This window comes from Ancylobacter sp. FA202, from assembly GCF_000380205.1.
GTDB lineage: Bacteria > Pseudomonadota > Alphaproteobacteria > Rhizobiales > Xanthobacteraceae > Ancylobacter.
The window spans coordinates 1,937,440-1,963,654 of the sequence record NZ_KB904818.1; the positions used below are offsets into that span (position 1 = coordinate 1,937,440).

At 68.8% G+C, this 26,215-nt stretch carries 28 protein-coding genes; 15 read left to right on the forward strand and 13 right to left on the reverse strand.

Going from position 1 to position 26,215, the window contains the following annotated elements; all coding sequences use genetic code 11:
• Nucleotides 1-27: 27 nt before the first annotated feature.
• On the forward strand, nucleotides 28-1,785 hold the full coding sequence (locus tag A3M1_RS0108810) for a tetratricopeptide repeat protein (protein WP_018388590.1): 1,758 nt from the start codon (nucleotides 28-30) through the stop codon (nucleotides 1,783-1,785).
• A gap of 82 nt (nucleotides 1,786-1,867) precedes the next feature.
• On the opposite strand, the gene A3M1_RS0108815 is transcribed toward A3M1_RS0108810, so the two are convergent.
• From A3M1_RS0108815 to A3M1_RS0108825, 3 genes are all read right to left on the reverse strand, one after another.
• Nucleotides 1,868-2,290, reverse strand: a complete 423-nt coding sequence (locus A3M1_RS0108815) for a DoxX family protein (RefSeq protein ID WP_018388591.1) — start codon at nucleotides 2,288-2,290, stop codon at nucleotides 1,868-1,870.
• Nucleotides 2,291-2,577: 287 nt separating this feature from the next.
• Entirely contained in the window at nucleotides 2,578-3,078 is a 501-nt protein-coding gene (locus A3M1_RS0108820) for a hypothetical protein (protein ID WP_245261620.1), read from the reverse strand.
• A 189-nt stretch (nucleotides 3,079-3,267) separates the two neighbouring features.
• Complete coding sequence (locus tag A3M1_RS0108825; protein WP_018388593.1) at nucleotides 3,268-4,506, reverse strand: MFS transporter; 1,239 nt, start codon at nucleotides 4,504-4,506, stop codon at nucleotides 3,268-3,270.
• 309 nt (nucleotides 4,507-4,815) lie between these two features.
• On the opposite strand from A3M1_RS0108825, the gene A3M1_RS0108830 reads away from it, so the two are divergent.
• A complete protein-coding gene (locus A3M1_RS0108830; RefSeq protein WP_018388594.1) occupies nucleotides 4,816-5,493 on the forward strand; it encodes a L,D-transpeptidase in 678 nt (225 codons plus the stop codon).
• Nucleotides 5,494-5,687: 194 nt separating this feature from the next.
• On the opposite strand, the gene A3M1_RS0108835 is transcribed toward A3M1_RS0108830, so the two are convergent.
• From A3M1_RS0108835 to A3M1_RS0108850, 4 genes are read right to left on the reverse strand one after another with little or no spacing between them, the layout of a single operon-like run.
• Nucleotides 5,688-6,194: a tyrosine phosphatase family protein gene (locus A3M1_RS0108835; RefSeq protein ID WP_018388595.1), complete on the reverse strand. Its 507-nt coding sequence runs from the start codon at nucleotides 6,192-6,194 to the stop codon at nucleotides 5,688-5,690.
• Nucleotides 6,191-6,832 (reverse strand): YfbR-like 5'-deoxynucleotidase, encoded by a 642-nt coding sequence (locus A3M1_RS0108840; RefSeq protein ID WP_026221227.1) that lies wholly within the window; start codon nucleotides 6,830-6,832, stop codon nucleotides 6,191-6,193. Before A3M1_RS0108840 ends, A3M1_RS0108835 begins: the two co-directional genes overlap by 4 nt.
• A 56-nt stretch (nucleotides 6,833-6,888) precedes the next feature.
• Nucleotides 6,889-7,473 carry a DNA-3-methyladenine glycosylase I gene (locus tag A3M1_RS0108845; RefSeq protein WP_018388597.1) on the reverse strand — a complete coding sequence of 195 codons (585 nt, stop codon included), beginning with the start codon at nucleotides 7,471-7,473 and terminating at the stop codon, nucleotides 6,889-6,891.
• A gap of 13 nt (nucleotides 7,474-7,486) precedes the next feature.
• Nucleotides 7,487-8,335, reverse strand: a complete 849-nt coding sequence (locus tag A3M1_RS0108850) for a folate-binding protein YgfZ (RefSeq protein WP_018388598.1) — start codon at nucleotides 8,333-8,335, stop codon at nucleotides 7,487-7,489.
• 243 nt (nucleotides 8,336-8,578) lie between these two features.
• Here A3M1_RS0108850 and A3M1_RS0108855 point away from each other — a divergent pair, with 243 nt between their 5' ends.
• On the forward strand, nucleotides 8,579-8,995 hold the full coding sequence (locus tag A3M1_RS0108855; RefSeq protein ID WP_018388599.1) for an Ohr family peroxiredoxin: 417 nt from the start codon (nucleotides 8,579-8,581) through the stop codon (nucleotides 8,993-8,995).
• 184 nt (nucleotides 8,996-9,179) lie between these two features.
• On the opposite strand, the gene A3M1_RS0108860 is transcribed toward A3M1_RS0108855, so the two are convergent.
• The 3 genes from A3M1_RS0108860 to A3M1_RS0108870 form a co-directional block, all read right to left on the reverse strand.
• Entirely contained in the window at nucleotides 9,180-9,776 is a 597-nt protein-coding gene (locus tag A3M1_RS0108860) for a GNAT family N-acetyltransferase (RefSeq protein ID WP_018388600.1), read from the reverse strand.
• A gap of 122 nt (nucleotides 9,777-9,898) precedes the next feature.
• Nucleotides 9,899-11,029 (reverse strand): type III PLP-dependent enzyme, encoded by a 1,131-nt coding sequence (locus A3M1_RS0108865; protein ID WP_018388601.1) that lies wholly within the window; start codon nucleotides 11,027-11,029, stop codon nucleotides 9,899-9,901.
• A 589-nt stretch (nucleotides 11,030-11,618) separates the two neighbouring features.
• Nucleotides 11,619-11,858 carry a hypothetical protein gene (locus tag A3M1_RS0108870; RefSeq protein WP_018388602.1) on the reverse strand — a complete coding sequence of 80 codons (240 nt, stop codon included), beginning with the start codon at nucleotides 11,856-11,858 and terminating at the stop codon, nucleotides 11,619-11,621.
• 99 nt (nucleotides 11,859-11,957) lie between these two features.
• Here A3M1_RS0108870 and A3M1_RS0108875 point away from each other — a divergent pair, with 99 nt between their 5' ends.
• The 8 genes from A3M1_RS0108875 to A3M1_RS0108910 all read left to right on the forward strand — a co-directional run bounded on the left by A3M1_RS0108875 (nucleotide 11,958) and on the right by A3M1_RS0108910 (nucleotide 18,950).
• Complete coding sequence (locus tag A3M1_RS0108875; RefSeq protein WP_018388603.1) at nucleotides 11,958-13,571, forward strand: gamma-glutamyltransferase family protein; 1,614 nt, start codon at nucleotides 11,958-11,960, stop codon at nucleotides 13,569-13,571.
• Between the two features lie 64 nt (nucleotides 13,572-13,635).
• Nucleotides 13,636-14,775 (forward strand): alpha-D-ribose 1-methylphosphonate 5-triphosphate diphosphatase, encoded by a 1,140-nt coding sequence (locus A3M1_RS0108880; protein WP_018388604.1) that lies wholly within the window; start codon nucleotides 13,636-13,638, stop codon nucleotides 14,773-14,775.
• Between the two features lie 11 nt (nucleotides 14,776-14,786).
• Entirely contained in the window at nucleotides 14,787-15,530 is a 744-nt protein-coding gene (locus A3M1_RS0108885; protein ID WP_018388605.1) for a DUF1045 domain-containing protein, read from the forward strand.
• 15 nt (nucleotides 15,531-15,545) lie between these two features.
• Complete coding sequence (locus tag A3M1_RS0108890) at nucleotides 15,546-16,163, forward strand: DapH/DapD/GlmU-related protein (RefSeq protein WP_018388606.1); 618 nt, start codon at nucleotides 15,546-15,548, stop codon at nucleotides 16,161-16,163.
• Between the two features lie 79 nt (nucleotides 16,164-16,242).
• Nucleotides 16,243-17,223: a signal peptide peptidase SppA gene (sppA, locus tag A3M1_RS0108895; RefSeq protein WP_018388607.1), complete on the forward strand. Its 981-nt coding sequence runs from the start codon at nucleotides 16,243-16,245 to the stop codon at nucleotides 17,221-17,223.
• A 75-nt stretch (nucleotides 17,224-17,298) separates the two neighbouring features.
• Complete coding sequence (gene ihfB, locus A3M1_RS0108900; RefSeq protein ID WP_018388608.1) at nucleotides 17,299-17,592, forward strand: integration host factor subunit beta; 294 nt, start codon at nucleotides 17,299-17,301, stop codon at nucleotides 17,590-17,592.
• Between the two features lie 33 nt (nucleotides 17,593-17,625).
• Nucleotides 17,626-17,973 (forward strand): lipopolysaccharide assembly protein LapA domain-containing protein, encoded by a 348-nt coding sequence (locus tag A3M1_RS0108905; RefSeq protein WP_018388609.1) that lies wholly within the window; start codon nucleotides 17,626-17,628, stop codon nucleotides 17,971-17,973.
• Nucleotides 17,974-17,984: 11 nt separating this feature from the next.
• The gene (locus tag A3M1_RS0108910; protein WP_018388610.1) at nucleotides 17,985-18,950 is read left to right on the forward strand and encodes an ornithine cyclodeaminase family protein; all 966 of its coding nucleotides are present in this window, start codon (nucleotides 17,985-17,987) and stop codon (nucleotides 18,948-18,950) included.
• Between the two features lie 94 nt (nucleotides 18,951-19,044).
• Here A3M1_RS0108910 and cysW read toward each other — a convergent pair whose 3' ends face one another.
• The 3 genes from cysW to cysP all read right to left on the reverse strand — a co-directional run bounded on the left by cysW (nucleotide 19,045) and on the right by cysP (nucleotide 22,037).
• A complete protein-coding gene (gene cysW / locus A3M1_RS0108915) occupies nucleotides 19,045-19,932 on the reverse strand; it encodes a sulfate ABC transporter permease subunit CysW (protein ID WP_018388611.1) in 888 nt (295 codons plus the stop codon).
• A gap of 4 nt (nucleotides 19,933-19,936) precedes the next feature.
• Nucleotides 19,937-20,758 (reverse strand): sulfate ABC transporter permease subunit CysT, encoded by an 822-nt coding sequence (gene cysT / locus A3M1_RS0108920; protein WP_018388612.1) that lies wholly within the window; start codon nucleotides 20,756-20,758, stop codon nucleotides 19,937-19,939.
• A 247-nt stretch (nucleotides 20,759-21,005) separates the two neighbouring features.
• Nucleotides 21,006-22,037: a thiosulfate ABC transporter substrate-binding protein CysP gene (cysP, locus tag A3M1_RS0108925; RefSeq protein ID WP_018388613.1), complete on the reverse strand. Its 1,032-nt coding sequence runs from the start codon at nucleotides 22,035-22,037 to the stop codon at nucleotides 21,006-21,008.
• A gap of 268 nt (nucleotides 22,038-22,305) precedes the next feature.
• Here cysP and A3M1_RS0108930 point away from each other — a divergent pair, with 268 nt between their 5' ends.
• The 4 genes from A3M1_RS0108930 to accD all read left to right on the forward strand — a co-directional run bounded on the left by A3M1_RS0108930 (nucleotide 22,306) and on the right by accD (nucleotide 26,209).
• Nucleotides 22,306-23,040 (forward strand): phosphoribosylanthranilate isomerase, encoded by a 735-nt coding sequence (locus A3M1_RS0108930; RefSeq protein WP_018388614.1) that lies wholly within the window; start codon nucleotides 22,306-22,308, stop codon nucleotides 23,038-23,040.
• The gene (gene trpB, locus A3M1_RS0108935; protein WP_018388615.1) at nucleotides 23,037-24,269 is read left to right on the forward strand and encodes a tryptophan synthase subunit beta; all 1,233 of its coding nucleotides are present in this window, start codon (nucleotides 23,037-23,039) and stop codon (nucleotides 24,267-24,269) included. The genes A3M1_RS0108930 and trpB overlap by 4 nt, the downstream gene beginning before the upstream one ends.
• Nucleotides 24,266-25,105, forward strand: coding sequence for a tryptophan synthase subunit alpha (gene trpA / locus A3M1_RS0108940; protein ID WP_018388616.1), 840 nt, complete (start codon nucleotides 24,266-24,268; stop codon nucleotides 25,103-25,105). The genes trpB and trpA overlap by 4 nt, the downstream gene beginning before the upstream one ends.
• Nucleotides 25,106-25,240: 135 nt before the next feature.
• A complete protein-coding gene (gene accD, locus A3M1_RS0108945) occupies nucleotides 25,241-26,209 on the forward strand; it encodes an acetyl-CoA carboxylase, carboxyltransferase subunit beta (RefSeq protein ID WP_018388617.1) in 969 nt (322 codons plus the stop codon).
• The last annotated feature ends 6 nt before the right edge of the window (nucleotides 26,210-26,215 follow it).

A 26,215-nucleotide genomic window follows, 5' to 3' on the forward strand; every position in this document is an offset into this window, starting at 1 on the left:
GCGGCCATTCTCGCTACGCTCACGGCGTTGGGTGTCGCGCTGCCCGCGCGTGCCGACGCCCCGCCGGCAGACTTCATCGCCCGCTCCTCGCCAGCGGGCAATTATCTCGCCGCGCGCCTCGCAATCACCGAACGCGACACGGCCGCCGCCGCCGCCTATTACCGCGAGCTGGCCCGGCTTTTCCCGCGCCAGCGCGAATTGTTGGAGCGCGCCTTCCTTACCCTGCTGGCGGAAGGCTCCATCGACGAGGCGGTCGGGCTGGCCCAGCGGCTGGTGCGGATTGATCCCGAGCACACGCTGGCACGGCTGGTGCTCGGCGTGCGGGCGATCAAGGCCAAGCAATATGTCACCGCCCGCAGCAATCTGCGCCGCTCCGGCCAGGGGGCCATCGCCGAGCTGAACGCCACCCTGCTCAGCGCCTGGAGCCAGTTCGGCTCGGGCGATGCGCGCGCTGGCGTCAAGGCGATCGACGCGCTGCAGGGCCCGGAATGGTATGCCGGCTTCAAGGATTTCCACGCCGGGCTCTTGCTCGATGCGGCCGGCGTCAAGAAAGAAGCCGGCCAGCGGCTGGAGGCGGCGCTCAAGCTCGATCCGCGCACGCTGCGCGTCGTCGATGCCTATGCCCGCTGGGCCTCGCGCAATGCCGACAAGGCGCTGGCGATCTCGACCTATGAAGCGTTCGACAAGCTGGTGCCCGGCGACCCCCTGGTCGCCCGCTCGCTGGAACAGCTGAATGCGGGCAAGACGCTTCCTCCGCTGGTGACCACCCCGGTCGCCGGCGCGGCGGAGGTGCTGTACGGCCTCGGCGCGGCGCTCGGCCGGCAGGGTGGCGAGGACCTTGCCCTCGTTTATCTGCAGCTCGGCCGCTGGCTCGATCCCTCACAGCCGCTGATGGCCATCACCCTTGCCGACCTGTTCGAGACGATGAAGCGGCACGAGGACGCCATCGCCCTCTTCGCCGCCGTGCCCGACTCTTCGCCCTTCAAGATGAATGCCGAGGTGCAGCGCGCGCTCAATCTCGACGCCATCGACAAGCATGACGAGGCGCTCGCCGTGCTCAAGCAGGTGGTTGCCGGGGATGTGAAGGACCAGCGCTCGATCATGGCACTGGGCGACGTGCTGCGCGCGAACGAGAAGTTCGCCGAGGCTGCGGAGGTTTACACCGCCGCCATCGACCAGCTCGGCACGCCGCAGGCCAAGGACTGGGTGCTCTATTACTTCCGCGGCACCTGCTACGAGCGCACCAAGCAGTGGGACAAGTCCGAGGCCGATCTCAAGAAGGCACTGGAACTCAGCCCCAACCAGCCGCATGTGCTGAACTATCTCGGCTATAGCTGGATCGACCAGGGGGTGAACCTGGAGGCCGGCACTGAGATGATCCGCAAGGCGGTGGCGCTGCGCCCCGATGACGGCTTCTTCATCGACAGCCTCGGCTGGGCCTATTTCCGCACCGGTCATTACAACGAGGCCGTGCGCGAACTCGAGCGTGCGGTCGAGCTCAAGCCGAACGAGGCGGTGATCAACGACCATCTCGGCGACGCCTATTGGAAGGTCGACCGCAAGCTGGAAGCCCGCTTCAAGTGGAACCACGCCCGCGACCTGAAGCCCGAGCCGGACGAGCTGGCCGATATCGAGCGCAAGATCGCGGTGGGCCTGGATGAGGCCGAGCGCGTTAAGGCTGGCGCGGCGCCGATCCAGAAGACCGAGGCGACGCCGGCCGTCGAGCCGCAGAAGGCCGCGGCGGACAAGACGCAGGATGCCGAGAAGCCGGGGAATGGCGGCTGAGGCCGCCCCTCGCGCGCGCGACTGAAATAAAAGAGGGGCGGGTCCAGCGGGACCCGCCCTTTTTGTTGACCGGTCTTCAGGCTCAGCGCGCCGCGGCGCCGATGAAGAACAGAGGACGCGCGCGCAGCGCGAAGGCGCCATCGCCGATCAGCCAGAGCGCGAAGGATGCGACGATCAGGAAGCCGGGATATTCCCAGCCGCCGCCAGCAGCGGAAAACAGCCAGCCATTGGGAATGTGAACGCTCATGGCGCCGGCCATGACCGGGATCAGCAGCAGCGCAACATGGCGGGCATAGACGCCGGCGATGATCAGCAGGCCGCCGATCAGCTCGGCCAGGAAGATCGGCCAGGCCAGCGCTTCCGGCAGCCCGAGGCTGCCGAGGAAGCCGGCAAAGCCGGGAATGGTGAACACGGCGTATTTCAGCAGGGCGTGGGACACCCACATCAGGCCGAGCGCGACGCGCAGCACAAAGGCGCCGTAAGGGGCGGAACGGGAATCAATCATGGCGGATCTCGCGGGAGCGTTAGAGGAGCGGGCAGGCGGCGCCTGTCGTTGCTCGGAGGTAATCCAACGCAGGCCGCAACGCGATAGCCGCGAATACCCGAGCGCCCTTGCATTTCCGCAATGTTGGGGCGATTGACAGCAACGCCTCGTCCGCCTGCCTGCCGCTGGCAGCGTCGCAGCTCGTCGAGCCTCATCTGTAACGGTTATTCCGAGGCGGTTCCCGCCTTCAACTCTCGCCCGGACCCCGTTAGGACGGCAGATCCGGCGTCTCAACCCGCGCGGGTCGACTACTTTACCGGATCGATTTCCGCCGTCTCGACCGGCACGGTCTCGGCGCGATCTACCGGCTTGGGCGCCACCGCGCGCTCGGCCAACCGGGTGCGGCCGCTGCCACCGCGCTTGAACTCGCACCACAGCCGGTCCGCCCCGGCGAGGTTGCCACGGAAGCTCACCTTGTCGGTCTTCTCCAGCTCGAAGCAGGGCTGGAACGCCACGCCCTTCAGCTTGGCGCACACGGATTCGCCCCGCACCATGATGGTGCCGGCGGGCAGCGTCACATAGCGTGCATTGCCCTTGCCGCGCATCTGGATGGTGCCGGCGACCGAGCCGTCCGGCAGGATGCGGCCCGAGCCGGCCGTGCCCTCATAGCAGGTATAGGAAAACGTCTGCCCGACCACGAAGCGCTGGGCCTCCTGCGCCGTCAGCGTCTCGGCCGAGGCGGAAGCCATCGGCGCCACCAGGGTGGCGGCGAGAAGGGCAGCAGCCGGCAGGGCAGAACACAGGCGCATGACGGTTTCCATCGCTCGGGAGTTTTCACGATGCGCTGCGAAGGGCCTGCCTTGTCAAGGCCGCGCGGCGAATCAGTCCCTGCTGCCGGGGCACGCGACTTGCCGGTGTGGCCCCGCCGCAACGCCTTCGGTACCACGATCCCTATGGTGAAGGGTGAGGGTTAACAGCTGGCAAACGCGCGCCGCTCTTCAGCCTGAAGCCGGCAGAGCCGCCCGCGCCACTGGCTTTTCGACAATCGGCAGGTTGATGACGGCAGAGGCGAAGCTGAGCGCCACCGATAGCCACCAGACGAAATCATAGGAGCCGAGGCTCTCATAGAGCAGCCCGCCCAGCCAGACGCCGAGGAAGCCGCCGACCTGGTGGCTGAAAAAGGCGAAGCCGTAGAGCATGGCGAGATAGCGGGTGCCAAACATCAGCATCACCAGCCCCGAGGTCGGCGGCACGGTGGAGAGCCATAGCAGCCCGAGCACGATGCCGAAGCCGATCGCCGTTACCGGGTTCGCCGGCAGCAGGATGAAGGCGATGATGGCAAGGCCGCGGGCGAAATAGATCGCCGCCAGCAGATAGCGGCGCGGCATGCGGCTCGACAGCCAGCCCGAGCCGAGCGACCCGACCATGTTGGCCAGGCCGATCGCCGCCAGCGTCCAGCCGCCCACGGCGATGGAGAGGCCGCGATCCATCAGATAGGCCGGCAGATGGGTGGTCACAAACGCCAGCTGGAAGCCGCAGGTGAAGAAGCCGAGCACCAGCAGCACATAGCTGGGATGGCGGAAGGCCTCGCCCAGCGCGGCGCCGATGGACTGCTGGCGCTCCCCCGCCTTCGCGGCAGGAGGCGCGCCGGCCAGCGCCAGCGCCAGCGGCATGATCAGCAGCATGGCGAGGCCGAACACGAGCAGCGTCTGGTGCCAGCCAATGGTGGTGTTGAGCCCCGCCGCCAGCGGCGGAAACAGGAACTGGCCGAAGGAGCCGGCCGCCGTCCCGGCGCCGAAGGAGAGCGGGCGCCACTTCTCCGGCAGCATCTTGCCGAAGGCGGCAATCACGATGTTGAACGAGCAGCCCGACAGGCCGAAGCCCACCAGAACGCCGGCTGACAGATGCAGCATTCCCGGCGTCGCCGAATACGCCATCAAGACCAGGCCGGCGGCATAGAGCGCCGCCCCGATCCACAGCACCCGCGTCACCCCGAAGCGATCAGCGACCGCGCCGGCAAAGGGGGTACCGATGCCCCAGATCAGGTTCTGGATGGCGATGGCGAGGCCGAATGTGTCGCGGCCCCAGCCATAGTCGCCCGTCATCGGCAGCATGAAGATGCCGGAGGAGGCGCGCGGGCCGAAGCTGAGCATGGCGATGAGGCAGCCGCAGAGCACGATCAGCAGCGGTGCGCGGGCGGCAAGGCTCGGCCGGGGAGCGTCGGTGTGGGCGGACATCGGGGGCCTCGAATCGGCGCGGCGCGGCGGGCCGCCCTGGGCGTTCAGGCTAGCGCCGGGCCGCCCCGGATGGAAAACGAATAAATTTCAGGATGACCATCAGCAAAACTGATGGAAGCGGGCGCGATCTAGCTCCCCAAGGTGGCGCGTTACTGCCGGGTGCGGCCGCCGGGCCACACCTCGGCGCAATAGCGGCCAGTGACACGCCCGTGATCGCCGGCTTCACGAAGTTTGCCATGCTTCGCCTGTAGGTGAGGATCATTGCCGCATTTCACCGCTCCCCACCTCTTTCCTCCCGCGTGCGCCCCCATGCTTCTCGACCGACGCCTTTTTCTCCTTGCCTCGCCGCTCGCCCTCGCCGGCTGCGCCACCACGCGCGAGCCGATGACGAGCCGCGTCCTGCCACCGGCGATGGACCCGCATTATCTGCGTATGTATGCGGCGATCACCGACGAGCCGTTCCCGGTGCCGGCGGTCGACCTCACGCAGGTCGACCCGCGCTTCCTGCGTCAGGAAGTGGCCTATCCGACGCGCTACCAGCCGGGCACCATCGTGGTCGACCCCAATGAGCGCTTCGCCTATCTCGTCATGGCCAATGGACGGGCGCTGCGCTACGGCGTCGGCGTCGGGCGCGAGGAAGGCTTCAATTTTCGCGGCGAAGGCGTGGTCGCCCGCAAGGCGTCATGGCCGGGATGGACGCCGACCCCGGCGATGATCGCCCGCGAACCCGAGCGCTACGGCCCCTATGCCGGCGGCCTGCCGGGCGGGCCGACCAACCCGCTGGGGCCGCGCGCGCTCTATCTCTACAAGGACGGGCGCGACACCTATTACCGCCTGCACGGCACCACAGAGCCCTGGACCATCGGCACGCAGGTGTCGTCGGGGTGCGTCCGCTTCATCAATCAGGATATCATCGACCTGTACCGCCGCGTGCCCACCGGCACCCGCGTCGTCGTGCTGCCCGCCACCGGCGTGCCGGCAGTCTGAGCGGGGCGGCGCGCGGCCTACGCTCGCGGCACCTTTCCGTCAATACAGGGTCATGCCCGGGCTCGGCCCGGGCATTCACGTCTTTGCCGTCCGCTCACGCCGAAGTCGTGGATCCCCGGGTCAAGCCCGGGGATGAGCGCGAGAGGGCGGCCAGGGCCTAGGATGCTGGCCGGAGTAAGGCCGGCTGCGGGCCCTCACCCCAGCCTGATCTCGAACGGCTCGTTCTCCATCGCCTCGCGGCCACGGCCGATGGCGGCGATGGCGGCGCTCATGCGGCCCTGACGACCGAGCGCCGTATCCGCGATCGAAACCAGCAGCGCGTTCGGCGTGGCGATGGGGGAGGCGGCGCGCAGCGCCTGGGCGATCTCGGCCTCGTCGCGCTCCGGCTCCAGCGCGCAGGCCGCGATATAGGCCGAGGCGGTGGAGCGGCTGACGCCGAGATAGCAGTGCACCACCAGCGGCGCCCGACGCGGCCAACGCCTGGCAAAGCCGAGGATCGCCTCGACATGCTCGATGGAGGGGTGCACCAGCCCGTCCTGGGGGGCGAGAATGTCGTTGAAGCCGACGAAGAGATGGTTCTCGCGCAGCACCGTGGGCGGCAGCGTCACCGGCGTCGCGATGTTGATCACGCTCAGCACATGCTCGGCGCCGGTGCGGGTGACGGTCTCTTCGAGACGGGAGAGCGGGCAGACGTGAATCATGGGGCCTCCGCGACCAGTTCCTGAAAGCGGGCGAGGAAGCGTGCCTTCGCCTCATCCGCGCTCCAGGGAGTGAGGTAGTCGCGCTCGTCCGCGCTGTCGAGCGGGCAGGGCGTGCCGAAGAAGCGGCGCGCTTCCGCGCTCTCGAAGCCGGCGAGCCGGGTCGCCTCCAGAAAGGCGCTGGCGCGGTCGGCTGCCTTGACCCGTGCCACCAGAGTGGCCGGCCAGTGCGGCGGCAGGCCGAAGCGCAGGCTCACCGCCGCCAGCAGCCGGGCTTCCACCGCCTTATAGTCGCCGCCGATCACCGCCTTGAACGGGCTGATCATGTCGCCGACCACATATTCCGGCGCGTCGTGCAGCAGCATGGCGAGCCGCCAGCGCCGGTCGATATCGGCCCCGCGCAGCGCCGCCTGCCGGCGGGCGATGAGTTCGACCAGCACCGAATGCTGGGCCACCGAGAAGATGTGCTCGCCGCGCGTCTGGCCATTCCAGCGGGCGACGCGGGCCAGGCCATGGGCGATGTCCTCGATCTCGATGTCGAGCGGTGAGGGATTGATCAGGTCGAGCCGCCGCCCCGACAGCATGCGCTGCCAGGCGCGCAGCGGCTTGGCGGTGGAGGCCGGTGTTGCGGGGTCGATCATGGTGGGCTCGGCCGTGTCAGGTTCGGTTTTGGCGCAGTCCCGCATCGTGCCGGGCTTCAGGCCCGCGCGCCGTGGCGGTGGCAGGTGACAGCGTGGTCGTCCACCATGCCCACCGCCTGCATGAAGGCATAGACGATGGTCGGGCCGACGAAATTGAAGCCGCGCTTCTTCAGTTCCTTCGACATGGCGAGCGCCACCGGCGAGGTGACGAGCGCGGGATCGCCGGGCGCGCGGCAATTGTCGAGCACCGGGCCGTTAATGTCCCAGAGCAGCTTGGAAAAGCCCGGCCCGCGCTCCTGGATGTCGAGCCAGGCCTGCGCCGAGCGGATGGTCGATTCGATCTTGGAACGGTTGCGCACAATGCCCGCGTCCTGCATCAGCGCCTCCACCTTGTCGGGGGTGTAGCGGGCGATGATCTCCGGCTGGAAACCGTCGAACGCCGCGCGAAACCCCTCGCGCTTGCGCAGAATGGTGATCCAGGCGAGCCCGGCCTGGAAGCCGTCGAGGATCAGCTTCTCGAACAGCGCGCGGTCGTCATATTCCGGCACGCCCCATTCGGTGTCGTGATAGGCGACATAGAGCGGATCGGTGCCGCACCAGGCGCAGCGGGTCAGCCCGTCTTCATGGGTGTGAACCTTCACGGCCGATTCTCCCTCATGAAGCGTCCTCCGTGCCCGGAATGGCGAAGCGCACCCAGGCCGGGCGCTCGGGCACCAGCGCGGCGCCTTCGGCCTCCACCACATGGCCGGCGGCGCGGGCCTCCTCCAGCCGGTCGAGCCGCACCAGCGCCAGCGCCCGCCCGTTCACGCCCGAGCCGATGCGGCCGATGCTCTTGCCGCCGGCGGTGATCGGCGTGCCCTCGGCCGGCGGCGGGCCGCACAGAGCGAGCGGGATGATGCGGGTGCGCGCCGTGCCGCGATGCTGCATGCGGCTGACGATCTCCTGCCCGACATAGCAGCCCTTGTCGAAATCGATGCCGCCGAGTTGGTCCATGTCGGCCTCGTGCGGGAAGGCGTCGCCATAGAGAAAATCCTGCCCGCCCTCGGGCACGCCAAGGCTGATGCGGTGGGCGTGCCATTCGGCCTCCGGCACCATCGCGATCTGCGCCGCCTCGGCGGCCGGCAGCAGGAAGCGCCGGCCGAGCGCCGGCAGGCGCGGGTCGTCATAGGCCAGCGTGTCGATCAGCGGGCTCACCCCATCCCAAGCGACCGCGACGACGAGGTCGTCGAGCAGGCCGATCTCCACCTTGGCCCGCAGCCGGTAGAGCTGCAGCCGCTTGAGCAGGTCGGGCGCCACGGCGCGGGGAATGTCGAGGCGGAAGCCGCCCTCGGTCGCCAACACCATCATGTCGGCGACGATCTTGCCCTGCGGGGCGAGCAGCGCGGCATAGCGGGCCGCGCCCGGCGCGGGGGTGCGGGCGGTGAGCAGATTGTCGAGAAAATGGGTGGCGTCGGCCCCGGCAATGCGGGCGACGGCACGCTCCTTCAGGATCGCGATCGGCATGGAGGCGCGCTCCGAACTGGGGTGCCCGGCGGTGCGGGCGGGTTGCCCGAGAGGTACGACGCGCCGGGCGATGGGGCAAGCGTAAAGAAACGAAACGGGAACAGGTCGCCCCGGGGTGCACATTCACCGCCGTGCGGGCGCGCCAGTCAATTTCGCCGGCACGGTTGCCCGGCGAGACGGGCGCCCCATCTTCAGGGCGGGCTGCGCGGTTTCAGCCCCCACCATTTCGTAAGGGAGATTTCCATGTCCGGCACCGTTCTCTTCACCGGCACTGCCACCGCCATTGGCGGCCGGGGCGGTCATTCCCAGACCAGCGACGGCTCGGTCTCAGTCGATCTCGGCATGCCGAAGAACGGCGTGCTCGATTCCGGCAAGACGACGCCCGAGCACCTGTTCGCCGCCGGCTACGCCGCCTGCTTCGGTTCGGCCGTCGAGGCGGTCGGCCACCAGAAGAAGCTCGATGTGACCGGCGCCGCTGTCACTGTCGCGGTGTCGCTGGTGAAGGGCGATGACGGCTTCAGCCTCGCCGCCAAGCTCTCGCTGAAGGCGCCGGCGCTGACGCCCGAGCAGACCGAGGAGGTGCTGGAGGCCGCGCACCAGATGTGCCCCTACTCCAAGGCCACGCGCGGCAATATCCCGGTCGAACTCAGCGTCGGCTGAGGCGGGCTCCGCTCAAGAGCAACATCCCCTGTCCCGCTCGCCGAACAGCGCGTCAGGGCTTGCCGCCAGAGGGTTGTCATCCCCGGGCCTGACCCGGGGATCCACGACTTTTGCGCGAGAAGGCGTGGATGGCCGGGTCAAGCCCGGCCATGACGATGTTCGGGTGGTAGGTGCTGCCCCCCGCTCACGCCGAGCGGCGCAGTTCGCCCGTGCCGCCCTGCGCCACCAGTTCGCCCAGGCTCGGCAGTTCCACCGGCGCGCCGGTGGGGCTGACCAGGCCGCGCGCGCCCGCGAGCGCTCCGGCGGTCAGCTCCAGCCCGAGGAAGCGGCTGCGGTCGAAGGCACCGGGCAGCCACAGGCCTTCCGTCAGCCCGACATCGAAGCCGAAGCGGGCGTAATAGGGTGCATCGCCGACCAGCAGGATGGCGCCATGGCCAAGCCGGGTCGCCTCGCAGATGGCGGTGTTCATCAGCGCCGCGCCGAGGCCACGGTCGCGGAACCACGGATGCACCGCCAGCGGGCCGAGCAGCAGCGCCGGGCGGGCGGGGCCGGCGGTCACATGCCACAGGCGCAGCGTCGCCACCACGCGCCCGTCCGGGCCGTGCGAGGCAAAGGCGAGGCCATTAGCCGGCTTCCGGCCTTCGCGCAGCCGCTCGCTGGTCTTGGCGAGGCGGGCGGCGCGGCCGAAGGCAAGATCGAGCAGGGCCTCGCGCTGGGCGATGTCGGCCTGCGTCTCGAGAGAAATGGCGGGGGCGGCAGTGGCGAGCGAAAGCGTGGTCATTGGCGGCCTCCAACACCCGGGATCGCCGGGCAAAGAGGGACAGGGAATTGTGAAATCGGTCGTCGGCCAGCGATCCCGGATCGCCGCAGCGTCCGGGATGACGAGAGCGGGGCGCGGCCCGCTCAGATCACATAGGATCGCAGCGGGTCGAAGCCGTTGAACGCCACCGCCGAATAGGTGGTGGTGTAGGCGCCGGTCGCCTCGATCAGCACCTTGTCGCCGATGGCGAGCGACACTGGCAGCATGACCGGGGTCTTCTCGTAGAGCACATCGGCCGAATCGCAGGTCGGGCCGGCGAGCACGCAGGGCTCCACCGCGTCGCCGTCGCGCGCCGTCACGATGGGGTAGCGGATCGCCTCGTCCATCGTCTCGGCGAGACCGCCGAACTTGCCGATGTCGAGATAGACCCAGCGCACCGAATCGGTGTCCGACTTCTTCGAGATCAGCACCACCTCGGCCTCGATGAGGCCGGCCGCGCCGACCATGCCGCGGCCCGGCTCGATGATGGTCTGCGGGATGGCGTTGCCGAAGTGGCGGGACAAGGCACGGAAGATCGCCTCGCCATAGGCTTCGGCCGCCGGAACGTCCTGCAGGTACTTAGCCGGGAAACCACCGCCCAGATTGACCAGCGAGAGCGAGAGGCCGCGCTCGGCGCAGGCGCGGAAGATCGCGCTAGCCGACGCCAGAGCCGAATCCCACGCCTCGACATTCTTCTGCTGCGAACCGACATGGAAGGAGACGCCATGCGCCTCCAGCCCGAGCCGGTGGGCATGCTCCAGAACGTCGACGGCCATGTCGGGCTCGCAGCCGAACTTGCGCGACAGCGGCCATTCGGCGCCAGCGCCGTCGCACAGGATGCGGCAGAACACCTTGGAGCCGGCGGCGACGCGGGCGACCTTCTCGACTTCCTCGGTGGAATCGACCGCGAACAGGCGCACGCCCAGCTGGAAGGCGCGCGCAATGTCGCGCTCCTTCTTGATGGTGTTGCCGAAGGAGATGCGGTCGGCCGTGGCGCCGGCGGCGAGAACCATCTGGATCTCGGCCACGGAGGCGCAGTCGAAGCAGGAGCCCATCTCGGCCAGGGCCGAGAGAATGGCTGCGTCCGGGTTCGCCTTCACCGCGTAGAAGACGCGGGTGTCCGGCAGCGCCCGGGCGAAGGCGGCATAATTGGTGCGGACCACGTCGAGATCGACGACGACACAGGGGCCATCTTCACGGCGGGTACGCAGGAATTCGCGAATACGGTCGGTCATGTCAGTCTCCACAACCCGAAGCTTCGATCCAGATGAAGCGGACATGTGGATGCGAACACCCGCCCGCGGCGCCAATGGGCCGCGTTGATGGCAGGAATGCGCACCCGTCCGCCGACCGCGCGGCGTATGCCGCTCGGTCGTTTGGAATGGAGCCGTGGCATCAGAGCGCCGCTGCGCGCATGTGGAGAGCGCCAGCGTCGTCAAATGCCTTCGCTTGGTACGGGAAACCCGACCGCACGCCCGGCAAGAAGTAGTGCCTCTTCAGTTTCCCGACCTTTGGAGGGCCGACAGAGACCAAAAAAGCCCGTACGTCGTTGCTTCAAGTCACGTTCCCCGCTGAGAGCGAGGTGCGCCGGTTTCGCCTCCGGCTACCGATCTTACTGGCGACTTTCCGGCCTCTTGTCCGGACTTCCGCCGATCGGCACGCGACCACAGGCACGTGCGAATATTGGGCAAGGCGGGATTTAGGGATCTACGCTGTCATATGCAAGCGGGTTTTGCGGTTTTTATCGCATGCGCCCGAAATATCGGCATGCATACCTATCAAGCGGTATCGCAGGGGCGTGCGAGGCTTGCCTGGCGCTTGCGCTCAGCCTTCGACGAAGGGCTCGATCGACTTGGCCTTCATCACGAAGCGGTAGATGCCGTAGAGGGCGAGCAAGCCGAAGGCGCCCTCGAAGATGAGCTCCCACACCCAGCTGGCCTCGAACAGGGCGGCAAGGGCCCAGCCGGCGGCAAGGCCGGCCCCGATAAGCTCGGCGCCCAGCAGGATGGCGGCGCTGCCCACCGTGCTGACATTGTCCCAGCGAATGCGTCGGCCCGTGCTCATCTCGTCCCAATCCGTCTACTTCGGCGCGGCGCAACCTGCTATGCCCGGCGGCGCGGGTCAAGCGGCCGACCTACCGCGCTGGCGCATGTGGAGTGCGAAATGGCTCACGATCTGGTTCATGAGAGCGCGCGCGCCGGCGCCGGCATGGTCGCGAGCCCCCATTGGCTGGCGACCGAGGCCGGTCGCGCCGTGCTGGAGGAGGGCGGCAACGCGGTTGAGGCGGCGCTCGCCGCCGCCGCGACCCTCGCGGTGGTCCACCCCCATATGGCCCAGCTTGGCGGCGATGGGTTCTGGCTGATCCGCGACCCATCCGGGCGTGTCGGATATATCGAGGCGGCAGGCGCCGCCGGGGCGCAGGCGACGATCCCGTTCTACCGCGAGCGCGGCCATGACGAGATCCCGCCGCGCGGCCCGCTTGCCGCGCTCACCGTGCCGGGGCAGGTGGGCGGCTGGATGCTGGCGCAGGAGGCCGCGCACGCTTTCGGTGGTAAGATGCCGATGCGCCGCCTGCTGGAAGCGGCGATTGAGCACGCGCGGGCGGGCAATACTCTTTCTCCCTCGCTGTATAGGGCAAGCCTTGCGACCGGCGCCGAGCTCGACGCGATCCCCGGCTTCCGGGCGGCTTTTCTGACCCCCGACGGCACGGTGCCGGCGGTCGGCACGGTGCGGCCCTGCGAGCGGCTGGCCGACACGCTGGGGCAGCTCGCCGGCGCCGGGCTGGAGGATTTCTACCGGGGTGATGTCGGCCGCGAGATCGCTGCCGATCTGGAGCGCGCCGGCAGCCCCCTGACCCGCGCCGACCTGCGGGCTTACCGCGCCGTGACGCGACTGCCGCTGACGGTCAAGCTGCCGGAGATGGAATTGTGGTCTTCGCCCCCGCCGACGCAGGGCCTGGCGACATTGCTCATCCTCGCCCTCTTCGCCCGGGCGGGCGTCTCGCGGCCGGACGGCGTCGCCCATGTCCATGGTCTGGTCGAGGCCACCAAGAGGGCCTTCGGGGTGCGCGACGGGCTGATGACCGAGCGCGACCTGCTCCTTCACGACCCCGCCGATGCCTTCACGGCTGAGGCGCTCGCCCGCGAGGCGGCGGCGATTGACTCGAAGCGCGCCGCGCCCTGGTCGCATCGTGCGATGCCCGGTGCGGCGGCGTGGGTCGGCGCGGCGGATCGCAGCGGCGTCGTGGTCTCCTATATTCAATCGAATCACGGGGTATTCGGGGCCGGCCTCGTGCTGCCGGCAACCGGGTTGCTGATGCACAATCGCGGCACCGGTTTCTCGCTCGACAACCGCGCGAAGAACGTCCTCGCGCCCGGCCGCCGTCCACCCTGCACGCCGGCTCCCGGCCTTGCGCGTCTGCCGGACGGTCGCGTCGTCGCCTTCGGGGCGACGGGGGGCGACGGCCAGCCGCAGACCGATGCGGCGATCATCAGCCGCTACGCCCTGTTCGGCGTCCCGCTCGGCGAGGCGATCGGTGCTCCGCGCTGGCGGCTCGGGCGCGAGGGGAGCGCCGACCCTATCAATCTGCACCTGGAAGGCGCCTTCGATGGCGGTCTCGCCGAACAGCTTGCCTCTGCCGGTCACGATGTCGAGATCATCCCCGAATCATTCTCCGACATGATGGGCCATGCCGGAGCGGTCATCCTGCATCCTGGCAAGACGGGGCTGGAGGGCGCGCATGATCCGCGTTCGGACGGCGGAGCCAGTGGGGTATGAACGGACGTATCCGCTCCTACGCGACTTCATCGAACGGTCACAACAACATGCGAGACGCGCCGCCATGGACGTGATTCTCACCAATGCCCGCCTTGTTCTGGAAGACCGCGTCGTCGATGGCACGCTGGTCCATTCGGACGGGCGAATCCGCGCGATCGACGAAGGCCGCTCGCAGCTTCCCGCCGCCATTGACTGCGAGGGGGCCTATCTCGCCCCCGGGCTGATTGACCTGCACACCGACGCGCTGGAAGGCCATTTCGTGCCGCGCCCCCGGGTGATCTGGCCGGATGCCCGCGCTGCCGCGCTGGCGCATGACGCGCAGATGGCCGCCTCGGGCGTCACCACCGTCTATGACGCGATCTGCGCCGGCGGTTTCGACCAGGCCAAGGCGGACCGGCGGGCGCTGTATGAGGTCATGCTGGACGCGGTCGATTCGGGCGTCGAGCGCGACCTGTTCCGCGTCGATCACCGCGTCCATCTGCGCTGTGAGCTGACCGACCGCACCCTGCCCGACCTTGTGGATGTCGCGCTCGGGCGCCCGACGCTGGCGCTCGCCTCGCTGATGGACCACACGCCCGGCACCCGCCAGTGGCGCAATGTCGAGCATCTCAAGGTCTATCTCACCGGCATCGGCAAGAGCGGCGGCGATATCGACGCCGAGGTGGCCGATCGCATCGAGCGCGCGCGCGGCGCCGTCGCCGACAATTACAGCCGGATGGTGGCGCTGTTCGCCTCGTCCGGCCTCGTGCTGTCGAGCCATGACGACACCACCCCCGCCCATGTCGACGAGGCGGTGGCGGCCGGCTGCACCATTTCCGAATTCCCGACCACGATGGAGGCCGCCCGCGCCGCCCGCGACAGCGGCCTCGCCACCATTGGCGGCGCGCCCAATGTGGTGCGTGGCGGCTCGCATGCCGGCGGGGTGTCGATGCGCGATCTCGCCCGCGAGGGGCTGCTCGACGCTCTCGCCTCGGACTATGTGCCGGCGAGCCTGCTGCAGGCGTCGCTGGCGCTGACCCGCACCGCCGGCCTCACCCTTCCTGACGCGCTGGCCCTCGTCACCTCAGCTCCCGCCCGGCTCGCCCGGCTGGAGGATCGCGGCCGGCTGGAGGCGGGCCTGCGGGCCGATCTGGTGCGCTTCCGCCTCGCCGACGACACGCCCCGGATCGACGAGGTCTTCGTCGCCGGCCGGCGCGTCTTTTGAGGGGCCCGCTCGTGTCCGCCGTGCCGAACGCCGCGCTTCCCAACGAACTCGCCGCCACCCGGCCGACAACGCCGCGCTATGCGCTCTATTTCGCCCCGCCAGCGCAGAGCGCACTCTGGCGCCTTGGCTCCGCCGTGCTCGGCTATGACGCGGAAACCGGCACGGACGCGCCCCCGCTGCCGCTGCGCCGTTTCGATGCCGCGCGCTGGCGCGAGATCACCGCCGAGCCGCGCCGCTACGGCTTCCACGGCACGCTGAAGGCGCCGTTCCGCCTCGCGCCCGGCCGCAGCGAGGACGAGCTGCGGGCCGCCTGCGCCGGCTTCGCCGAGAACCGCGCCGGCTTCGCCTCCCCCGGGGTGAAGCTGGCCAGCATCGGCCGCTTTCTCGCTCTGCGCCTCGCCGCGCCCAGCGCCGCGCTGGACCGGCTGGCGGCCGGCACGGTGGCGGCGCTCGACGATTTCCGTGCCCCGATGAGCGAGGCCGAACGCGAGAAGCGCCTGCGGGCGCCCCTCACGCCACGCCAGCAGGAATATCTCGCCCGCTGGGGCTATCCCTATGTGCTGGACGATTTCCGCTTCCACATGACGCTGACCGGCACGCTGGACGATGACGAGCGCGCGCTCGCCGAGGCGGAGCTTGCCGAGCATTTCGCCGCCAGTGGCGCCGACGGGCCGCTGATCGTGCGCGAGATCGCCCTCTATCGGCAGGAGGCCGGACCCTTCCGGCTGATCGCCCGCTTTCCCTTCGGCAGCTGAGGTGGAGACACGGCCATGGCGCTCAAGCTCGGCCCGGTGCCAACCGTCGACCCCACCGCCGAGGTCACGCGCTCGACGCTGGGGCGCTACACCGAAGTCGGCCCGCGCACCCAGCTGCTGGAAGTGGAGCTGGGCGACTATTCCTACGTGGTCAACGATTCGGACATCGCCTACACCCGCATCGGCCGCTTCACCTCCATCGCCGCCATGACCCGGATCAACCCGGGCAACCACCCGATGCAGCGGGCGAGCCAGTCGCATTTCACCTACCGCGCCTCGGCCTATTTCGACGATGCGCAGGACGAGCCGGATTTCTTCGCCTGGCGCCGCGCCCAGCCGGTGTGCATCGGCCATGATGTGTGGATCGGCCATGGCGCCATCGTGCTGCCCGGCCGAAGCATCGGCGATGGCGCGGTGATCGCGGCCGGCGCGGTGGTGACCAAGGACGTCGCGCCCTACACCATCGTTGCCGGCGTGCCGGCCAGGCCGGTGCGCGAGCGCTTCCCGCCCGCCGTCGCCGAGCGGTTGCAAGCGCTGGCCTGGTGGGACTGGGACCATGCCCGCCTGAGGGCGGCGCTGGAGGATTTCCGCGCGCTGCCGATCGAGGCCTTTCTGGAAAAGCACGGCGGGTAGGCCTGACGCGGCACGGCGCCCCGCCCTTGCGCCGCTTCCGCTCCGCCGCTACCCCTTGGCGCTGAAGCAGGAGGACGCGATGGCCGCAAGCGCACTGGATGTCGACGAGGTGCTCGCCCGCCGCCGGCTGCGGCGCAAGCTCGCCTTCTGGCGGGTGCTCGCGCTGCTGGTGGTACTGCTCGGCGGGCTCGGCGCCTTCGCCTGGTGGAGCGATGGCGCGGTGCTGCCGCGCGCCTCCGCGCATGTCGCCCGCGTCACCATTGGCGGCATCATCCGCAATGAGCGCGAGCGGATCGAGATGCTGGAGGCCATCGGCAAATCAGGCGCCAAGGCGGTGATTCTCTCCATCGACAGCCCCGGCGGCACGGTGGTCGGCTCGGCCGCGCTCTATGACGCGCTGCGCCGGCTGGCGGAGAAGAAGCCCATCGTCGCGGTGGTCAATGGCATGGCGGCGTCGGGCGCCTATATCGCCGCCATGGGTGCCGACCACATCGTCGCGCCGCGCAACGCGCTGGTCGGCTCGATCGGCGTGCTGTTCCAGTTCCCCAACTTCGCCGAACTGATGAAGAATGTCGGCATCTCCTATGAGGAGATCAAGTCGAGCCCCCTCAAGGCGGCGCCCAACATGTTCGATCCGCCCACCGAGGACGCCCGCGCGGCGGTGCGCTCGCTGGTCGAGGACAGCTATGCCTGGTTCAAGGGGCTGGTGGCCGAACGCCGGCTGCTGGAGGGCGACAAGCTGGCCCTCGCCGCCGACGGGCGGGTGTTCACCGGCCACCAGGCCCTGCCGCTGCGCCTCATCGACGAGATCGGCGACGAGCGCACCGGCCGCGACTGGCTGGAGCGCGAACGGGGCATCGATAAGGATCTTCCCGTCCGTGACTGGCATACGCGCCGCAGTGGCGACGAATTTGGCTGGCTGCACGGCATTTCAATTAGGCTGATGTCGTTGATCGGGCTTGAAGATATCGCCCGGATCGTGGCAGATGCGGCCGGTGGGGCCGCAGCGCAGGCCCGCCTTGACGGTCTTCTGGCCCTCTGGCACCCTCGGGGAGGCTAGACGGGGCCAAGAGCTTCCAAAATATCAATTTTTTGGAGTACCGACGAGCCGAACAAAAAAGGGGCCGGGGCGTCGATGATCAAGTCCGAACTGGTGCAGCGGATCGCTGAATCAAATCCGCATCTCTATCAGCGCGATGTCGAGAACATCGTGAATGCGATTCTCGACGAAATCGTCGCGGCGCTGGCACGCGGCGATCGTGTCGAGCTGCGCGGCTTCGGCGCCTTCTCGGTGAAGGCCCGCCCCGCGCGTACCGGCCGCAACCCGCGCACCGGCGCGCATGTGGATGTCGACGGCAAGGCCGTGCCCTATTTCAAGACGGGCAAGGAAATGCGCGAACGCCTGAATGATGGCGTCGACCTGGAATAGGGTCGGCTGGAATAGGCTGCCGAGGGAGAATTCGTGCTGCGTCGTCTTCTGCTGATCCTCATCGTCCTGCCGGTCTCGGTGGGGCTCGTCATGCTCGCCGTGGCCAACCGCCATCCGGTGTCGCTGGTCATCGACCCGCTGACGGGGCCGGGGGGCTGGTCGCTTGAAGCGCCGCTGTTCCTCATTGTCTTCGCGGCGATGATAATCGGCGTCGTGCTGGGCGGGGTCGCGGCCTGGCTGAGCCAGGGCCGTCACCGCCGGGCCGCCCGCAGTTCCGCGCGCGAGGCCCGTTCCGCTCATGCCGAGGTGGAGGCGCTGCGCGCCGCCAACCGCGAGCCGGCGGCACGGCCGGTGATCACCCATCGCCGCGACGCGGCCTGACGAGACACATCATGAGCGATCTTCGTTTCGTCTCGTCCGGCGAGATCGCCGGGCTGTTGTCCTTTCCCGCGCTGATCGACGCCATCGAGGCGGCCTTCCGGCGCTCCATCACCGTGCCGGTGCGCCATCATCACACCATGCCGCGCCCGGACGGCGACGCGACGGCGCTGCTGATGCCGGCCTGGACCAGCGCGGGCACCGAGGACGACGTCTACGGCACCAAGCTGGTGACGGTGTTTCCCGGCAACGCCGCCCGCGGCATCGAGAGCATCACCGGGCTCTACATCCTCAATTCCGGCGCCACCGGCCAGCCGCTGGCGGTGATGGACGCCCGTGCCCTCACCGTGTGGCGCACCGCCGCCGCCTCCGCGCTCGCCGCCCGCTATCTCGCCCGCGAGGATGCCAGCCGGCTGGCGCTGATCGGCGCCGGGGCGCTGGCGCCCTATCTCGCCCGCGCCCATGCCAGCGTGCGGCCGATCCGCTCCATCGCGGTGTGGAACCGGACGCTCGCCAAGGCCGAGGCCCTGGCGGAAATCCTGCGCAGCGAGGGCTTCGACGCGCGGGCCGAGGCCGATCGCGGTGCCGCCATCGCGGGGGCCGACATCGTCACCTCCGCCACGCTCTCGCCGCAGCCGCTGGTGGAGGGGCGCTACCTCGAAGCGGGCCAGCATGTGGACCTCGTCGGCGGTTTCACGCCGATCATGCGCGAGGCCGATGACGAGGCGATCCGTCGCGCGCGCGTCTATGTCGACACCCGCGCCGGCGCCGGCAAGGAGGCGGGCGACATCGTCATCCCGCTGGCCAGCGGCGTGCTGGCGGCGGACGCCATCCAGGGCGACCTGTTCGAGCTGACCGCCGGTACCGCGAAGGGGCGCGGCAGCGCGGACGAGATCACCCTGTTCAAGTCGGTCGGCACCGCGATCGAGGACCTCGCCGCCGCCGAGCTGGTGTGGAAGGCGCTGAACGTCGCGCCCTAACGAACGTCATGCCCGGCCCTGAGCCGGGCATCCACGACGTAATCGGCGGCATAGACGTGGATGGCCGGGACAAGCCCGGCCATGACGGCGGAAATTAATGGCCCGGCTTGCCCTGCGCCTTCACCCGCGCCGCGTCGAGCCGCTCGATGATCGCTTTGGCCACCAGCGTCACCAGCGCCACAAGGGTCAGCAGCGTCGCCACCGCGAAGGCGGCCACCGCATTGTTGTCCTGGTAGAGCAGCTCGATCTGCAGCGGCAGCGTGTTGGTCTGGCCGCGAATATTGCCCGCCACCACCGACACCGCGCCGAACTCGCCCATCACCCGCGCATTGCACAAGGCCGCGCCATAGAGCAGGGCGAAGCGGACATTGGGCAGGGTGACGAGGCGCAGGATGCGCCAGCCCCCCGCCCCCAGCGTCACCGCCGCCTCTTCCTCCTCCGTGCCCTGCGCGATCATCAGCGGGATCAACTCGCGGGCGACGAAGGGCGCGGTCACGAACAGGCTGGCGAGGATGATGGCCGGCACGGCGAACATGATCTTGATGTCGTGCTCGGCCAGCCATGGCCCCAGCAGCCCCTGCGCGCCATAGACGAAGAGATAGGCAACGCCGGCGATGATAGGCGAGATCGAGAAGGGCAGTTCCACCATCGCCACCAGCAGGTTGCGGCCGGTGAATCGGAACTTTGCGATGCACCAGGCGGCGGCGATGCCGAAGCCGACATTGATCGGCACCACGATCAGCGCGGTGAACAAAGTGAGGCCGATGGCGTATTGCGTGTCCGGCGCGCTGAAGGAGGCGGCATAGGCGCCCATGCCGTGCCGGAACGCCTCGGCGAAGATCGCCAGCAGCGGCGCCACCAGCACCAGCGCGGTGACGAGCAGCACGGTGCCGATCAGCAGGACGCGCGCCAGCGGCCCGTCGCCGACGCGGATGCGGCGGGGCGGATGGGTGTTGGTGGGAGGAAGCGGTTCACGGGCCATGGTGTCAGTCCCCCGTGCCGATGCGGCGCTGCTGCCAGAGCTGGATCATATTGACCAGGAACAGCATGACGAAGGCGAAGCCGAGCAGCGTCGCGGCAATGGCGGCGGCGGCCGGGTAGTCATATTCCTCAATGCGGATGAAGGTGAGCAGCGACACCACCTCCGTCTTCAGCGGCAGGTTGCCGGCGATGAAGATGATGGCGCCGAATTCGCCCAGCGAGCGGGCGAAGCCGAGCGAGGCGCCGGTGAGGAAGGCCGGCAGGATGGCCGGGAAGATGATGCGGGCGAAGATGCGCAGGTCCGAGGCGCCGAGCGTCGCGGCGGCTTCCTCGACATCGGCGGCAAGATCCTCCAGCACTGGCTGCACGGTGCGCACCACGAAGGGAATCGAGGTGAAGGCCATGGCCATGGCGATGCCGAGCGGGGTGTAGGCGACTTCGATGCCGATCTGCGCCAGCGGCCCGCCGAACCAGCCATTCTTGGCGAACAGGGCCGAGAGGGCGAGGCCCGCGACAGCCGTCGGCAAGGCGAAGGGCACGTCGACCAGCGCGTCGAGATAGCGCTTGCCGGGAAACTCGTAGCGCACCAGTACCCAGGCCAGCGCCAGCCCGTAAATGCAGTTGAACAGTGTGGCCAACGCCGCGGTCGACAGGGTGATGCGGAAGGCCGCCATGGTGCGCGCCCCGCTCATGATGGCGAGGTAACGCTCCCAGCCGACATCCAGCGCCTGCCAGACCAGCGCGCCGAGCGGCAGCAGCACGATCAGGCTGAGATAGAGCACGGTGATGCCGAGCGAGAGCGGAAGGCCCGGTATGACGCGGTTCAACGGGCGGCTCCTTCGGTCGGTTGCCTGTTCGGGCAGAGGCCTCGGGAAAACGGGGATTGGCCGGGACGTGCCCGGCCATGCCGTAATTCAACGCCGATGTCCAGTGCGGTCAGGCGTTCTGCCCCGCTGGCACGTCATCCCGGAATTGCCGTCAGGCAATATCCGGGATCGCGTCAACGCATGTCCGTCGCGCGATCCCGGCTCTGCGCTTCGCTTGGCCGGGATGACGGATGGGGTGCGCCGCCGCCTACTGCGCGACGAACAGTTCGTCGAGCTTGCCGCCGGAGGCGAAGTGGGTCTTCTGGGCGTTGGCCCAGCCGCCGAACACATCCTCGACCTTGACCAGGCGGACGGGCGCGAACTTGGCCTTGAACTCCTCGGCCACCTTCGGATCGACGACGCGGTTGTTCAGCTCGGCGGCGATCTTCTGGCCCTCGGGCGAATAGAGATAGGTGAGGTAGTCCGTGGCGACCTGGCGAGAGCCGCGCTTGTCGACCACCTTGTCCACCACCGCGACCGGGAACTCGGCGAGCAGGCTCACTTCCGGCACCACGACCTGGAAGTGCTTGTCCTTATAGGCGTCCTTCACGCCGATCACCTCGGCCTCGAAGGTGATGAGCACGTCGCCCTGCTCGCGCTCGACGAAGGAGGTGGTGGCGCCGCGCCCGCCGGTGTCGAAGACAACGACGTTGGACAGCAGCTTCTTGGCGAAGGCGTCAGCCTTGGCGACGTCGCCGTTGAACTTCTCCAGCGCGAAGGCATAGGCGGCGAGATAGGTGTAGCGGGCATTGCCCGAAGTCTTCGGGTTGGGGAACACCAGCTTCACGTCGTCGCGGACGAGATCGTCCCAGTTCTTCACGTTCTTCGGGTTGCCCTCGCGCACGAGGAAGGCGGGGAAGGAGTACCAGGGCGAGGAGCCGTTGGGCAGGCGGGTCTGCCAGTCCTTGGCTACATAGCCCTTGTCGGCGAGGAAGGTGATGTCGGTGATCTGGTTGAAGGTCACGACGTCGGCCTCAAGGCCTTCGACGATGGAGCGCGCCTGCTTGGAGGTGCCGGCATGGCTCTGGTTGACCTTGATCTCCTTGCCGGTCTTCGCCTTGTAGGCCGACTCAAACTGCTTGTTCTCTGCCTCGAACAGTTCGCGGGCTACATCGTAGGAGGCATTGAGGATCTGGTTCGGTTCGTCCGCGCGGGCCTGCGGCGCGAAGCCGGCGAGGGCGAGGGGCGCGAGCGCTGCGGCGAGGGCCGTGGTCAGGATCAGGCGGCGCGAGAGGCGCATGGGGCAGTCTCCAGTGTCGGAAGGACGCGCGGCCGGGACAAGGTCGCTTTATCCATTATTTATTCGTGAATTGAATAATTTCACAGTCAATTGTGAGTAGCATGCGGGATGTCGTGACGGAAGGGGTATTTTCAACCCTCGCCGCCGCCATTTCACGCGCCGGGCGAGGAATTGAGCCGGCATGTCGCGCCCCTGCTGCCCGCCGTCGGCGATACCCTCGCGTCAACGGGCGGTTCCGTGCTAGGTGGCTCTCTTCCAGGAGGCGTCCTTGTCGCTTGAGATCAAAATCTGCGGGCTCAGCACCGCCGAGACGCTGGAGGCGGCGCTCGGTGCGGGTGCGGACATGGTGGGCATGGTGTTCTTCGCCCCCTCGCCGCGCCATGTGGACTTTGCCACCGCCGCCGTCCTTGGCGCGCAGGCGCGCGGGCGCGCGCAGATTGTCGCGCTCACCGTCGATGCCGACGACGCCGCCCTCGCCGCTATTGTCGACGCGCTGCGCCCCGACATGCTGCAGTTGCATGGCCATGAGAGCCCGGCGCGCGTCGCCGCGATCAAGGCGCGCTTCGGCCTGCCTGTCATGAAGGCGCTCGGCATTGCCTCAGCCGAGGACCTCGCCGCGCTCGTCGCCTATGGGGGCGTCGCCGACCGGCTGCTGCTCGACGCCAAGCCGCCCCGGGGCGCCGTGCTGCCCGGCGGCAATGGCGTGACCTTCGACTGGAACCTCCTCGCTGGCCTTGACCTCGCCCGGCCCTTCATGCTGTCAGGCGGGCTCGATCCCGAAAACGTCGCCAGCGCGGTGCGGCTCATCCAGCCGCCCGGTCTGGACGTATCCTCCGGTGTCGAACGTGGACCCGGCATCAAAGACCCGTCCCGCATCGAAGCCTTCCTGCGCGCCGCGCGGGCGGCCGAGGCGGAAGGCGGGGCCCGCCGGCCCACCGGCGACACACCCGCTGGCGCCAAGCCGACGCCGCCTTCACCTGCCAGAGAGACGAGCCCGTCGTGAACGCTCCCAACTCCTTCCGCACCGGCCCCGACGACAACGGGCATTTCGGCCTCTTCGGCGGTCGTTTCGTTGCCGAAACGCTGATGCCGCTGATCCTCGATCTGGAGACGGCCTATAATGAGGCCAAGGCCGATCCCGCCTATAAGGCGGAGATGGATGCCGGGCTGAAGCACTATGTCGGCCGCCCCAGCCCGCTCTATTACGCCGAGCGGCTGACCGAGCATCTTCGCGCGGGTGCGGCTCCGGGCATGGGTGCCAAGATCTATTTCAAGCGCGAAGAGCTGAACCACACCGGCTCGCACAAAGTGAACAACGTCCTCGGCCAGATCCTGCTCGCCCGCCGCATGGGCAAGAAGCGGATCATCGCCGAGACCGGCGCGGGCCAGCACGGCGTTGCCACCGCCACGCTCTGCGCGCGCTACGGCCTCGAATGCGTCGTCTATATGGGCGCCGTCGATGTCGCCCGGCAGGCGCCGAACGTTTTTCGCATGAAGATGCTCGGCGCCAGCGTCGTCCCGGTCCAGTCCGGCTCGAAGACGCTGAAGGACGCGATGAACGAGGCTCTGCGCGACTGGGTGACCAATGTCAGCGACACGTTCTACTGCATCGGCACGGTGGCCGGCCCGCACCCCTACCCCGCCATGGTGCGCGACTTCCAGAGCATCATCGGCACCGAAACCCGCGAGCAGATGCTTGAGATGGAAGGGCGCCTGCCGGACAGCCTGATCGCCTGCATCGGCGGCGGCTCCAACGCCATGGGCCTGTTCCATCCCTTCCTCGACGATCCGAGTGTGCGGATCTTCGGCGTCGAGGCCGCCGGCCACGGCATTCCCTCCGGCCAGCACGCCGCCTCGCTCACCGGCGGGCGCCCCGGCGTGCTGCACGGCAACCGCACCTATCTTCTGATGGACGGCGACGGCCAGATCGCCGAGGCGCATTCGATCTCCGCCGGCCTCGACTATCCCGGCATCGGCCCGGAGCACTCCTGGCTGCACGACACCGGCCGCGCCACCTACATCTCCGCCACCGATGACGAGGCGCTGGCCGCCTTCCAGCTGGTGGCGAAGCTTGAGGGCATCATTCCGGCGCTGGAGCCGGCGCATGCGCTGGCCAAGGTCGCCGATCTCGCCCCGACCCTGCCGGAAGACCATCTGATGGTGGTCAACCTCTCCGGCCGTGGCGACAAGGACATCCCGCAGGTGGCGGACATTCTGGGAACGAGCCTATGAGCACCCGCATCGAGACGCGCTTCAAGGCCTGCGCCACTGAGGGACGCGCCGCGCTCGTCACCTTCGTCACCGCCGGCGACCCCGATTTCGACACCTCGCTGGCTTTGCTGAAGGCCCTGCCGGCGGCGGGCGCCGACATCATCGAGTTCGGCGTGCCCTTCACTGACCCGATGGCCGACGGCCCGGCGATCCAGGCGGCCGGGCTGCGCGCGCTGGCCGCCGGGCAGACGCTGGCCAAGACGCTGGCGATGGTGAAGACCTTCCGCGAAGGCGACAACACCACCCCCGTGGTGCTGATGGGCTATTACAACCCGGTCTATGTCTATGGCGTCGAGCGCTTCCTGAACGACGCCAAGGCGGCCGGCGTCGATGGCCTTGTGGTGGTCGATCTGCCGCCGGAAGAGGACGAGGAACTGTGCCTGCCGGCGCTGGCGGCCGGGCTCGACTTCATCCGCCTCGCGACCCCGACCACCGACGACAAGCGCCTGCCGGCCGTGCTCAAGCACACGGCGGGCTTCGTCTACTACGTCTCCATCACCGGCATAACAGGCATGGCTCAGGCCGATCCAACCGCCGTCGGCACGGCGGTGACGCGGATCAAGCGCCACACCGCGCTGCCCGTCGCCGTCGGCTTCGGCGTGAAGACGCCCGAGAGCGCCGCCGCCATCGCCGCCAATGCCGATGGCGTGGTGGTCGGCTCGGCGCTGATCGACGCGCTGCGGGCCACGCTCGACAGCGAGAACCGGGCGACGCCCGCCACCCTCCCGGCCGTCACCGATCTCGTCGGCCGGCTTGCCGACGCGGTGCGCGGGGTGCGTCGCCAGGCGGCGGAATAGGCCGGCGCGCAAGCGAGCAAGCGGTGGAATCGCGCTTGCGCCTTTTCATCGCCCTTCTGCGGCATTAGATGAGGGGCGGCCGGCGGCAGGAAAACCCTGTCGCGGGCCGCCGCGCCACCGTCCGGAGCCCGACCGTTGAACTGGATCTCGAACGTCGTCCCCAAGCTGAGCTCCTTCCTGAACCGCCGGGAAGTGCCGGAAAATCTCTGGGTGAAGTGCCCGGAGACCGGGCAGATGGTGTTCCACAAGGATCTGGAGGCGAATCTTCACGTCGTCCCCGGTTCCGGCTTTCACATGCGGATGGACCCCGCCGCCCGCCTGCGCTCGGTATTCGACGGCGGCAAATGGTATGACATCGCGCTGCCGGCGGTCGCCATCGACCCGCTGAAGTTCCGCGACGAGAAGCGCTATGTCGACCGGCTGAAGGACGCCCGCACCAAGACCGGCGCGCAGGACGCGGTGAAGGTCGGCTATGGCAAGCTGGAAGGCCTGCCCGTCACCGTGGCGGTGCAGGATTTCGGCTTCATGGGCGGCTCACTCGGCATGGCGGCGGGCGAGGCCATCGTCACCGGCCTTGAGACCGCCGCCTCGCGCGGCACGCCCTTCATCATGTTCGCCTCGTCAGGCGGCGCGCGCATGCAGGAGGGCATCCTCTCGCTGATGCAGATGCCGCGCACCACCTGCGCCATCCAGGAACTGCGCGAGGCCAAGCGCCCCTATATCGTGGTGCTGACCAACCCGACCACCGGCGGTGTCACCGCCTCCTACGCCATGCTGGGCGACATCCAGATCGCCGAGCCGGGTGCGTTGATCGGCTTCGCCGGCCCGCGCGTGATCGAGCAGACGATCCGCGAGAAGCTGCCCGAGGGCTTCCAGCGCGCCGAATATCTGCGCGACCACGGCATGATCGACCTTGTGGTCCACCGCCACGAGATGCGCGCCACGCTGGCCCGGCTCTGCCGGCTCCTGATGCGCGCCCCGGCGCCCGCCCCGCTTGCCGACCAGCCCAAGGCGCCGCCGGCAAAGCCTTTCGAGGAAACGGCGGGCGAGGCCCCGGCCCTGCCGGCCGCCGCACCCAAAAGTGCGGCGCCCACGAGCGCCTGAGGCAGC

What these genes read in the sequence shown, in the direction of transcription:
- A3M1_RS0108815 (WP_018388591.1), bottom strand. Translation starts at nt 2,290, where the DNA reads ATGATTGATTCCCGTTCCGCCCCTTACGGCGCCTTTGTGCTGCGCGTC.
- A3M1_RS0108820 (WP_245261620.1), bottom strand. Translation starts at nt 3,078, where the DNA reads ATGCGCCTGTGTTCTGCCCTGCCGGCTGCTGCCCTTCTCGCCGCCACC.
- A3M1_RS0108825 (WP_018388593.1), bottom strand. Translation starts at nt 4,506, where the DNA reads ATGTCCGCCCACACCGACGCTCCCCGGCCGAGCCTTGCCGCCCGCGCA.
- A3M1_RS0108830 (WP_018388594.1), top strand. Translation starts at nt 4,816, where the DNA reads ATGCTTCTCGACCGACGCCTTTTTCTCCTTGCCTCGCCGCTCGCCCTC.
- A3M1_RS0108835 (WP_018388595.1), bottom strand. Translation starts at nt 6,194, where the DNA reads ATGATTCACGTCTGCCCGCTCTCCCGTCTCGAAGAGACCGTCACCCGC.
- A3M1_RS0108840 (WP_026221227.1), bottom strand. Translation starts at nt 6,832, where the DNA reads ATGATCGACCCCGCAACACCGGCCTCCACCGCCAAGCCGCTGCGCGCC.
- A3M1_RS0108850 (WP_018388598.1), bottom strand. Translation starts at nt 8,335, where the DNA reads ATGCCGATCGCGATCCTGAAGGAGCGTGCCGTCGCCCGCATTGCCGGG.
- A3M1_RS0108855 (WP_018388599.1), top strand. Translation starts at nt 8,579, where the DNA reads ATGTCCGGCACCGTTCTCTTCACCGGCACTGCCACCGCCATTGGCGGC.
- A3M1_RS0108860 (WP_018388600.1), bottom strand. Translation starts at nt 9,776, where the DNA reads ATGACCACGCTTTCGCTCGCCACTGCCGCCCCCGCCATTTCTCTCGAG.
- A3M1_RS0108865 (WP_018388601.1), bottom strand. Translation starts at nt 11,029, where the DNA reads ATGACCGACCGTATTCGCGAATTCCTGCGTACCCGCCGTGAAGATGGC.
- A3M1_RS0108870 (WP_018388602.1), bottom strand. Translation starts at nt 11,858, where the DNA reads ATGAGCACGGGCCGACGCATTCGCTGGGACAATGTCAGCACGGTGGGC.
- A3M1_RS0108875 (WP_018388603.1), top strand. Translation starts at nt 11,958, where the DNA reads ATGGCTCACGATCTGGTTCATGAGAGCGCGCGCGCCGGCGCCGGCATG.
- A3M1_RS0108880 (WP_018388604.1), top strand. Translation starts at nt 13,636, where the DNA reads ATGGACGTGATTCTCACCAATGCCCGCCTTGTTCTGGAAGACCGCGTC.
- A3M1_RS0108890 (WP_018388606.1), top strand. Translation starts at nt 15,546, where the DNA reads ATGGCGCTCAAGCTCGGCCCGGTGCCAACCGTCGACCCCACCGCCGAG.
- sppA (WP_018388607.1), top strand. Translation starts at nt 16,243, where the DNA reads ATGGCCGCAAGCGCACTGGATGTCGACGAGGTGCTCGCCCGCCGCCGG.
- ihfB (WP_018388608.1), top strand. Translation starts at nt 17,299, where the DNA reads ATGATCAAGTCCGAACTGGTGCAGCGGATCGCTGAATCAAATCCGCAT.
- A3M1_RS0108910 (WP_018388610.1), top strand. Translation starts at nt 17,985, where the DNA reads ATGAGCGATCTTCGTTTCGTCTCGTCCGGCGAGATCGCCGGGCTGTTG.
- cysW (WP_018388611.1), bottom strand. Translation starts at nt 19,932, where the DNA reads ATGGCCCGTGAACCGCTTCCTCCCACCAACACCCATCCGCCCCGCCGC.
- cysP (WP_018388613.1), bottom strand. Translation starts at nt 22,037, where the DNA reads ATGCGCCTCTCGCGCCGCCTGATCCTGACCACGGCCCTCGCCGCAGCG.
- trpA (WP_018388616.1), top strand. Translation starts at nt 24,266, where the DNA reads ATGAGCACCCGCATCGAGACGCGCTTCAAGGCCTGCGCCACTGAGGGA.